This window comes from Desulfonatronospira sp., assembly GCA_003563255.1.
In the GTDB taxonomy this organism is placed as follows: Bacteria; Desulfobacterota; Desulfovibrionia; order Desulfovibrionales; family Desulfonatronovibrionaceae; genus Desulfonatronospira.
Genome location: PWSL01000220.1, coordinates 1 through 8476, shown reverse-complemented (window position 1 = coordinate 8476; position 8476 = coordinate 1). Strand labels below are relative to the sequence as shown.

Genomic DNA, 8476 nt, shown 5'->3' with positions numbered 1-8476 from the left:
CGGGTTACAACTGCTGAAAAGCTTCAGGCCCAAAGGCAGCGGGCCCTGGAAGAACGTGAAAGCCTCAGAGCTCTGGAACCGGTTTTACAGGAGTATTTTCAGATCAACTATGCCAAAGCCAGTGAATTGAAACCCAGAATTGAAAAATTTCTTTCTGAAGAACAGGGCCGACTGGACTATGATAACCGGACAAATATGTTAATCGTCCGGGATACTGCCAGCCAGCTTGATACCATCAGGGAACTGATCAACAATCTGGACCGTCCGGAGCGACAGGTGCTTATTGAGGCCAGGGTGGTCTATGCTACAGAAACCTTTCGCCGGGAGCTTGGCATCAATTGGGGATTAGAACATGCACACACCTTCGACAGGGTCTGGGAGAGCGGAGTCAACATGCAAACCATGAATTTTCCCGACCGAATGGGAAATTTGATGGCGGTCACCGGCATCCTGGAAGGCCAGGATAGAGTAGCTGGCAGCCTTTTTGTCCTGGACGCAGAATTGCGCCTGGGTGAAGCTCAAGATAAATCCAAAACCATTTCTTCACCACAAATTATGACCTTAAACAACCAGCAGGCAGAGATTGAACAGGGCACCCGTATCGCAAGAGAAGTCCCGGACGAACGTGGGACACGCACGGAATATGTAGACGCCTTGCTCAAACTGATGGTTCAGCCTCAGATAACCCCGGATAACAACCTGATTTTGAACCTGAAGGTCACTGACGATTCCCCCGGAGAAGGTGGGAATATTGATACCAAGATGGCTCAAACTACTCTATTAGTCAGGGACGGCGAAACAATAGTGATAGGTGGAATCAAAAAGCTTGATGAGGAGGCCCTTCAACATAGAGTTCCAGGCATCTCCAATGTCCCTGTTCTTGGAAGATTATTCAGGCAGGACTTCCAAAGAGAAAGAAAAGACGAACTGCTCATATTCATCCGCCCCAAAATCCAGTAGGGAGGTTGCGCATGGAACTTAAGCTCCCCACATCCAAAGACCTGCGCAGTATCTGGCAGGAAAGCTTTCTAGGTCAGAGAGGCTTTTTCATACCAGGAGATCGCTCGTTTCCTCTGGGCAGGGAAATGAATATTGAGCTGGTTATAGAAGGTGCTGCCTGGGGTTCCCTGAAAGTGGTGCCGGTCTGGGCCAACCTTTATGCACCGGCAAGCGACAACCTGCCCCGGGGCACTTTTCTCATGCTCCTTTCATGCCGGGAAGAACTTCAAAAACGAATCATATCCTGCTGCAGGGCCTGAGCTCCACCAGGCAGACATCACACTGCAACACTCAACTTCACAGCAAAATATGTCACATCAGTTAAATAATTATATCCGGGAACAGGTGAAGTCATTCAAGGCCTATTCTCCAGGACTCAGCATCGATGAAATCAAAAGCCGGTTCGGCCTTGGCCGGGTCATCAAAATGGCCAGCAATGAAAACCCCCTGGGTGTCTCCCCTGTAGTGCAGCAGGTCCTGGTTCAGAACTCCGGCCTGGCCTTTCGCTACCCCGGGGCCAACAACCCGGAACTGTGCAGAAGCATTGCAGACCACCTGGGAGTTGACTCCGGCAACATTGTCTGCGGAAACGGTTCGGATGAGCTCATAGACCTGCTTATCCGCATGCTGGCCGTACCAGGCCGGGACAATATCGTGGCCTTTGACCCCTGCTTCAGCATATACAGGCTGCAGGCCGGGCTCAGCGGCGTGGAGTTTCGTCAGGCCAGGCTCAACCATGACTTCAGCTTTGCCTGGGACATGCTCCGGGAACTGGTGGACCAGAATACCAGGGTGGTCTTTCTGACCAACCCGGACAATCCATCCGGCTATGCCGCCCCGGCCTCGGAACTGCAAAAGTTCGCATCCGGGCTCCCTCCGGGATGCTGCCTGGTAGTGGATGAAGCATATATTGATTTTGCTGAACCCCGCAACAGGTATTCCGCCCTTTCCTTCTGGCAGAACGACTCCAGCGTGGCAGTACTGCGCACCTTTTCCAAGATGCATGCCCTGGCGGGACTTAGACTGGGCTACGCTATCCTGCCGGCTGTACTTGCGGACTACATGCGCCGCATCAGGCTGCCCTTCAGCGTCAACATCCTGGCTGAAAAGGCCGGTCAGGCCGCTTTGAAGGACAATGCCTTCACCAGTGCAACTCTGTCTGTCATCACTCAGGGTCGCAAGTACCTGCAGAAGGAACTGGAAAAGCTTGACTGCCGGGTCTATCCTTCTCAGGCCAATTTCATCATGTTTGAACCGCCCGTGGAAGCAGACAAAGTATTCCAGGAACTTCTTAAGCGTGGAGTAATAATCCGTCCCCTGAAAAGCTACGGTTTTTTGCACCTTCTGCGGGTAAGCATTGGCACTGAGGAGGAAAACAATATTTTGATAGAATATTTGCAGGATATAATCGATTGAATTCAAAACCCGTTACAATCACCATTGACGGTCCGGCAGGCGTGGGCAAAACCACCCTGGCCACCGGCCTGGCCCGGATACTGAAAACAGCCTACCTGGATACCGGGGCCATGTACCGGGCGGCGGCATGGGTGCTGGGGCCTCAGGCCGTGGATATTCCGGAAAAAGAAATAGCCCGCAGGCTTGAAAATATGCGTTTTGCCCTGAGGGGAATCGGGCCGGAGAGTTGCCTGATCCTGGATGGCAGCATAATCGGGGAACAGGTGCGGACCGAGGAAGTGGGGCTTCTGGCCTCCAGCATTGCAGCGCTTCATGTGGTGCGGGAGTACATGAAAAGGGCCCAGCAGCACATTGGCTCGCAGACCTCGCTTGTGGCTGAAGGCAGAGACATGGGTACGGTGGTTTTCCCAAATGCCGCTTACAAGTTCTTTTTACTGGCTGATCCCGGGATACGGGCTGCAAGGAGGTGCAGACAACTGCAGGAAATGGGCCTGGATGCTGATGAAAAGCAAATCCTGGAGCAGATGCAGCGCCGGGATGCCCAGGACCAGGGGCGTGCCATTGCGCCCCTGACCCCTGCCCCGGACGCAGTGCATATCGACACCGGAAGTCACACCCCGCAAGAGATCCTGGAGAAGATGGCGGCCATGGTGAAATCTTAAGGTAGATTAAGATATTGGAAAATTAAGCCGGGCGTCCTCAATACTCTTACTCTCTTACACTCCTAAAAACCCTTGGCTTCCTGCCAGAGTTCTTCAAGATGATCCATGTCCAGCCGGGATATATCCCACCCTTTTTCCCTGGCCAGATCTTCCATCATGTGAATGCGGCGGGCAAACTTGATATTGGTTTTCGAAAGGGCTGAGCTGGCCTTTATTTGATTGCGCCTTCCGTACTCCACCAGGGTAAAAAGATAGTCCCCGAACTCCTCCAGCATTTTATCATGGTCCTTGCTCTCGAGGGCATTTTTCCATTCCAGCCATTCTTCCGTCAGTTTATCTTCCAGTTCATGGAGGCTGTCCCAGGTAAAACCGGCTTTTGCTGCCTTCGAGTGCAGACGATAAGCCAGCAGAAGGGGGGGAAGGCTTCTGGGAACAGAGTCCAGGAGATAGCCTCCGGCATGTTTTTTTTCGGTTTTCTTGACTCTTTCCCAGGTGCGGGTCAGTTCTTCCCTGGAGTTGATATCTGTTTCCCCGAATACGTGCGGGTGTCTGCGGGTCATTTTCCGGGCAGCATGCTGCATGGCCTGTCCCAGGGAAACTTTGTCCCCATACAGGCAGCTGATAAAGGCCAGCAGAAAAATTACATCCCCCATTTCCTCCAGGACTTCCTGGAGATCACCTGAACGAATGGCGGATACCAGTTCAAAGGTCTCTTCCACAAGGTAATCGCAAAGGCTTTCAGGTGTCTGCTCCTGGTCCCAGGGGCAGCCTTCCGGGCCCAGAAGAGTCTGTATTACTTGCAGCATTTGACTCATTGAATCTTGATTGCTCACTCTTGACCAGCCTCATTCCTGAAAAGTTTATCCAAGCCATGTTCCCACATGTCCGCTGCTTCGCGGACCTTGTGGGAAAAACCCTCCTTCAGGTCCTGGGGCAGATAGGAAGCCAGACTGTCACTTAGTGCAATAAGGTAGGGTGCAATCATGGATTCCACAATCAGGCTGTGTTCAGAGGGCAGAAAAACAGTCAGGAGAAGTAGCGCAATGCTGCAGATAAGGCCCGCCTTGACAAACCCCAACAGCCCCCCGCCCAGGCGGTCCAGCCAGCCCAGCATAACCAGTCGCAAAAGTCTCCTTAAAAAAAACGCCAGCAGTGCCACCACAGCCATAGTGGCCAAAAATATGCTCAGGTAGCTGATAATCTGGGCCCAGGTCTGATTCTCTAAAATATCATACAACCATGGATAGACATCCATGTAAAAACGATTGGCCGCCAGAAAGCCTGCGATGAGCCCCGCTATGGAAGCTATTTCCAGGATAAGCCCCCTGTAGACCCCCCGAAACAGGAAAAAGCCCAGCACTATAACAAAAAAAATATCCAGGGCGTTCATATCGTTCTCCAGCCAACGGTCCTCACGGCCGTTTGAGTCTTTTCCAGGACGACAGGTATTGTCGTCCTGTCCGGTTCATCCTTGACAGTATACAACCTAGAAATTAAATTCAACTCTTTTAAACGCTGAAACACACAACAACCCAGAGGAGAAATCTTATGTCCTACGATATTCAACTGGTCAAGCTGGTTAATGGAGACATGGTTCTCGGCAAGTGGAATGCTCAGGAAAACAAGATAACAGACCCGGCCATTCTTCAGATGCTGCCTACTCAACAGGGAGGGGTTCAAATGTTATTGCTGCCCTTTGGATACCCAATTGATAATGAAGTCAGCGGTGAAATCGAAGGCAGGCACATCATGTACTTCTACAAAAAAATTCCGGAAGAACTAAAGAGCAAGTACATGGAGGCCTCCAGCAACCTGACCATCTCTGGAGCCGGGGAACTCAGGAATCTCGGCAACATGGCCGGAGCAGGACAAAACAGGAGCGATCTTGGTTCTCTTTTCAAAAAATAGTAACCATTCAGGGAGTCCTCGGTGGTGATTACTGGCACCAGGCCTGGGGGCTGTCCCTCGCTAAGTGGCCACCGGGGACAGGCACTTTTGCCGACCTCAAACCGTAAAACGGCCGGACTATCCGGCGGCAAAAGAGCCAGTCCCCTTCCAGTTCTAAGTACTGACTGTGCAGGTTAACAAATCTTCGCGTCTGTAACACTATAACGACACTTTGTGTAAATTATCGCCTCGGCCACCCGGGACGGCACCCCGCACTTGTTTATAATATTCGTCAGTCTTCTGTCAGAAAAAAGGGTCGCTGCCGTCCGGCAGCGACCCCTTTTTTATGGGAAGCGGTCCAGGGTTATATAAACCAACCGGAACCGCATCTCCACTCTAGCTTTCTATGGCTATCTTCTTGGCTGTTGTGCTTTCTGCATCCAGAGGTACATTCACCGTCAGCACACCGTCTTTATATTTGGCCTTGATATTTTCAGGATTCACTTCTCCCCTCAGGGGGATGGTACGATAAAAACGTCCGTAGGAGAATTCCATATGGACATTGTTTTCCTTTTCGTCTTTGTGCTCCTGTTTTTTCTCGCCGCTTAGAATCAGGTGATTGTTTTCAACCCTGATATCCATGTCTTCCGGCTTCATCCCGGGCACTTCCGCCCGAACAACAACTTCATTGTCTTTCTCACTGACCTCAATGGCCGGGGTGAACTGCTGATCCAGTTCTTCCAGGCCTCTGAAAGGACTTCTCCACATGTCTTCAAACATTTCAAACATATCCATGGGTGTTCTCATGGGAGCCCTTCTTCCAGGTGCAGTGCTTCTTCTGGTTGGCAGTAATCTTTCCATCATTGCCATCACCTCCTTTCATATTTCAGACTTAACCATTAAGGGGAGACCGAAATCGGCATGGGGACAGTCGGCATGGGGCAGTCCCGCACTTATTTTTTTGATGAACAATTGACAGATGTGAGCGTTAGAAAATTAGTGCGGGACAGTCCCCAGGCCTGGTGCCGGTCATCACCACTAAACCCCTGAATGGTTTCTTTCAGACTACCCTGCTTCAATCTCGATTTTGCGGGGCTTAGCCTTTTCTGCTTTGGGCAGATAGAGTTCCAGAACGCCATTTATCATAGTGGCCTTGATATTGTTTCGGTCTACCACGTCTGATATGGTAAAACTCCTCAAATATTCACAGTCACCAAACTCCATGTGTATGTTGCTGGCGTTTTCAATTTTTGGAAATTCCGGCCTTGCAGTAATATCTAGATCTGAATCCTTCAGGTCTATATTCAGTTTGTCCTTCGTAACACCGGGCATATCCATATAAATATGAAAACCGTCCTCTTTTTCAATTATATCAGTACTAGGTGAAAAACGAGGTAAGTTTTTTGCTTCTCTCTTCTGAACTTCTTTGACCATATTCACCACCTCCTTCTTATTGTGCCTCAATACTTACCTTTTTGGGCTTTGCTTCCTCTGCTTTGGGAACTACTATATCAAGAATGCCGTCCTTCATTTTTGCCTTAACTTTATCTGCATCTACCGGAACATTCAGATTGATTACCCTTTGAAACAGGCCTGCAGGACGTTCCTGTCTGTAGTAATTGCCTGTATCGTGCTTACGGTTGCCTTTAATAACCAGACTTCCGTCGCTTAAAGTGATGTCCACATCTTCTATATGTACTCCTGGCATTTCAAGGTGTACATATATATTGCTTATATCTTCGCTGATATTAACAGGTGGATAAGCATTCCTCCTTTGACTTATCATTGAAGGTTTCCAGATCTCATCAAAAAACCTGTCCATTTGCCGCGGTACATTATAAAAGCTGCTCAGATCAATTACCATATCTAATCACCTCCATTTCTATTGTTTCATTTTATTATGATTTATAAACAAGAAAACAGAAGTGTCAAGGAGGTTAGTGCAAAAAAATTCCTTCTTTCCTTAAAATCAAGGGTATCTGTTTAGCGCTTTGCATGTGGCACAAAGGCCTGAGGACTGTCCCCGGGCCGGTATCTCCCCCCCTGATTGGTTACCCGGATGAGATGTCAGATTGTGTTATGGTTGATTAACGCCCTTGAGGATAAAATCTTCGGTAAGCTTATAGGCGGTGTTGTCACTGAATTGACGAGGAGGGTGTTTCATCAGGTAAGCAGAAGGCCCCAGAAGTGGTCCTGCCTGTCCTCTCTCCAGAGCAAGTTTGCAGCACCTGATGGCATCGATGGCGACACCAGCGGAATTAGGAGAATCTTCCACGCTCAAACGAAGCTCCAGGTTCATGGGAACATCTCCGAAAAGCCTGCCTTCCATGCGAAGAAAACAGACCTTGTTATCCTTTTGCCAGGCAATGTAGTCGCTGGGTCCGATATGAATATTGTCCGGATCCAGGCGGTAACCCAGGACAGACTGCACTGACTCTGTCTTGGACTCCTTTTTGGATTTAAGCCTGCTCTTGTTGAGCATGTTCAAAAAATCAGTATTGCCCCCGGTATTGAGCTGATATGTTCGGTCCAGCCTGACCCCTCTTTTTCTGAATAGATCTCCCAGGGTACGGTGAACTATAGTGGCTCCCAGCTGGGCCTTGATATCATCCCCTATGACGGGCAGGCCATGAGCTTGAAATTTACCGGCCCAGGCAGAGTCGCTTGCAATAAACACCGGCATGTTATTTATAAACCCCAGGCCGGCATCCAGGGCGCACTGGGCATAAAACCTGGTGGCTTGTTCCGAGCCCACCGGGAGGTAGTTTAATAGGATTTCGGCCTGGCTGGAGCGGAGCATCTCTACCACCTGCTCCCTGTCCGGCTCGGATTCCTGGCTTACAACAAAAGTCTGCCTGTCCGGATACTCCTGCAGGTGCTCGGAAAAACCGTCCAAAATCCTTCCCATGCTGACCCTTACGCCGGTTTCAGGGATTTCAGGCTCAAAGACAGTGGTGCAATTGGGCTCTGCAAAAACAGCCTGAGACAGGTCTTTTCCCACCTTGCGCCTGTCAATATCCAGGGCTGCCACCACATCGATGTCTCCTGGACCGTATCCCCCGATATCCCAGTGCATCAGCCCCACTGCTTCAGAGGATTTCTGGTTTTTATAATAATAGATCCCCTGGATCAGCGAACCGGCACAATTTCCAACCCCTACAACGGCAATCTTGATACTGCCCTGCACTAGCAACCTCCTTGGTCCAGATTTCTGTGTATCTACTGCAAAACTTCTAAAGCGGGCTCAGCCCGCAACCCAAGATAAAGAAGTGCTCGTATCCCGCACTTGGGACAGTCCCGCACTTATTTTTCTGATGAATAAGTTACAGCCATGAGATTTTCAAAAATAAGTGCGGGACTGTCCCACTGCCAAGCGCTGAACCCCCGCCATTATCCCACACTTGGGACAGTCCCCGCGACAATATTTTTTTGGTTACTGAAATCTCTCATTAGCAAAACTGGTTGCCTTTGATCTGGTTAGTTCTTAGCGGGGACAGTCCCACTGCCAAGCG

The 8476-nt window shown here is 50.0% G+C and carries 11 protein-coding genes; 5 read left to right on the top strand and 6 right to left on the bottom strand.

The genetic code is table 11. The features are described from left to right. The 4 genes from QZP87_RS06560 to cmk form a co-directional block, all read left to right on the top strand. A partial coding sequence (locus tag QZP87_RS06560) for a secretin N-terminal domain-containing protein (RefSeq protein ID WP_291322123.1) occupies positions 1–960 on the top strand: 960 nt, incomplete at its 5' end. An 11-nt stretch (positions 961–971) separates the two neighbouring features. Beyond that, positions 972–1259, top strand: a complete 288-nt coding sequence (locus tag QZP87_RS06555; protein WP_291322122.1) for a hypothetical protein — start codon at positions 972–974, stop codon at positions 1257–1259. A 49-nt stretch (positions 1260–1308) separates the two neighbouring features. Further along, the gene (gene hisC / locus QZP87_RS06550; protein WP_291322121.1) at positions 1309–2415 is read left to right on the top strand and encodes a histidinol-phosphate transaminase; all 1107 of its coding nucleotides are present in this window, start codon (positions 1309–1311) and stop codon (positions 2413–2415) included. Beyond that, the gene (cmk, locus tag QZP87_RS06545) at positions 2412–3077 is read left to right on the top strand and encodes a (d)CMP kinase (RefSeq protein ID WP_291322120.1); all 666 of its coding nucleotides are present in this window, start codon (positions 2412–2414) and stop codon (positions 3075–3077) included. Before hisC ends, cmk begins: the two co-directional genes overlap by 4 nt. Before the next feature lie 62 nt (positions 3078–3139). Here cmk and mazG read toward each other — a convergent pair whose 3' ends face one another. Then, a complete protein-coding gene (gene mazG / locus QZP87_RS06540) occupies positions 3140–3883 on the bottom strand; it encodes a nucleoside triphosphate pyrophosphohydrolase (RefSeq protein ID WP_291322119.1) in 744 nt (247 codons plus the stop codon). A gap of 23 nt (positions 3884–3906) precedes the next feature. Further along, on the bottom strand, positions 3907–4467 hold the full coding sequence (locus QZP87_RS06535) for a CvpA family protein (RefSeq protein ID WP_291322118.1): 561 nt from the start codon (positions 4465–4467) through the stop codon (positions 3907–3909). A 158-nt stretch (positions 4468–4625) separates the two neighbouring features. Between QZP87_RS06535 and QZP87_RS06530 the strand changes: the two genes are divergently transcribed. Next, the gene (locus tag QZP87_RS06530) at positions 4626–4985 is read left to right on the top strand and encodes a hypothetical protein (RefSeq protein ID WP_291322117.1); all 360 of its coding nucleotides are present in this window, start codon (positions 4626–4628) and stop codon (positions 4983–4985) included. Positions 4986–5360: 375 nt separating this feature from the next. Here the strand turns inward: QZP87_RS06530 and QZP87_RS06525 are convergent, their stop codons facing one another. From QZP87_RS06525 to QZP87_RS06510, 4 genes are all read right to left on the bottom strand, one after another. Then, on the bottom strand, positions 5361–5828 hold the full coding sequence (locus QZP87_RS06525; RefSeq protein ID WP_291322116.1) for an Hsp20/alpha crystallin family protein: 468 nt from the start codon (positions 5826–5828) through the stop codon (positions 5361–5363). A gap of 201 nt (positions 5829–6029) precedes the next feature. Next, positions 6030–6398, bottom strand: coding sequence for an Hsp20/alpha crystallin family protein (locus tag QZP87_RS06520; protein ID WP_291322115.1), 369 nt, complete (start codon positions 6396–6398; stop codon positions 6030–6032). A 16-nt stretch (positions 6399–6414) separates the two neighbouring features. Continuing rightward, positions 6415–6828, bottom strand: coding sequence for an Hsp20/alpha crystallin family protein (locus QZP87_RS06515; protein WP_291322114.1), 414 nt, complete (start codon positions 6826–6828; stop codon positions 6415–6417). A gap of 213 nt (positions 6829–7041) precedes the next feature. Further along, positions 7042–8151 carry an inositol-3-phosphate synthase gene (locus QZP87_RS06510; protein ID WP_291322113.1) on the bottom strand — a complete coding sequence of 370 codons (1110 nt, stop codon included), beginning with the start codon at positions 8149–8151 and terminating at the stop codon, positions 7042–7044. Positions 8152–8476: the final 325 nt, after the last annotated feature.

What these genes read in the sequence shown, in the direction of transcription:
- QZP87_RS06555 (WP_291322122.1), top strand. Translation starts at nt 972, where the DNA reads ATGGAACTTAAGCTCCCCACATCCAAAGACCTGCGCAGTATCTGGCAG.
- hisC (WP_291322121.1), top strand. Translation starts at nt 1,309, where the DNA reads ATGTCACATCAGTTAAATAATTATATCCGGGAACAGGTGAAGTCATTC.
- mazG (WP_291322119.1), bottom strand. Translation starts at nt 3,883, where the DNA reads ATGCTGCAAGTAATACAGACTCTTCTGGGCCCGGAAGGCTGCCCCTGG.
- QZP87_RS06535 (WP_291322118.1), bottom strand. Translation starts at nt 4,467, where the DNA reads ATGAACGCCCTGGATATTTTTTTTGTTATAGTGCTGGGCTTTTTCCTG.
- QZP87_RS06530 (WP_291322117.1), top strand. Translation starts at nt 4,626, where the DNA reads ATGTCCTACGATATTCAACTGGTCAAGCTGGTTAATGGAGACATGGTT.
- QZP87_RS06525 (WP_291322116.1), bottom strand. Translation starts at nt 5,828, where the DNA reads ATGATGGAAAGATTACTGCCAACCAGAAGAAGCACTGCACCTGGAAGA.
- QZP87_RS06520 (WP_291322115.1), bottom strand. Translation starts at nt 6,398, where the DNA reads ATGGTCAAAGAAGTTCAGAAGAGAGAAGCAAAAAACTTACCTCGTTTT.
- QZP87_RS06515 (WP_291322114.1), bottom strand. Translation starts at nt 6,828, where the DNA reads ATGGTAATTGATCTGAGCAGCTTTTATAATGTACCGCGGCAAATGGAC.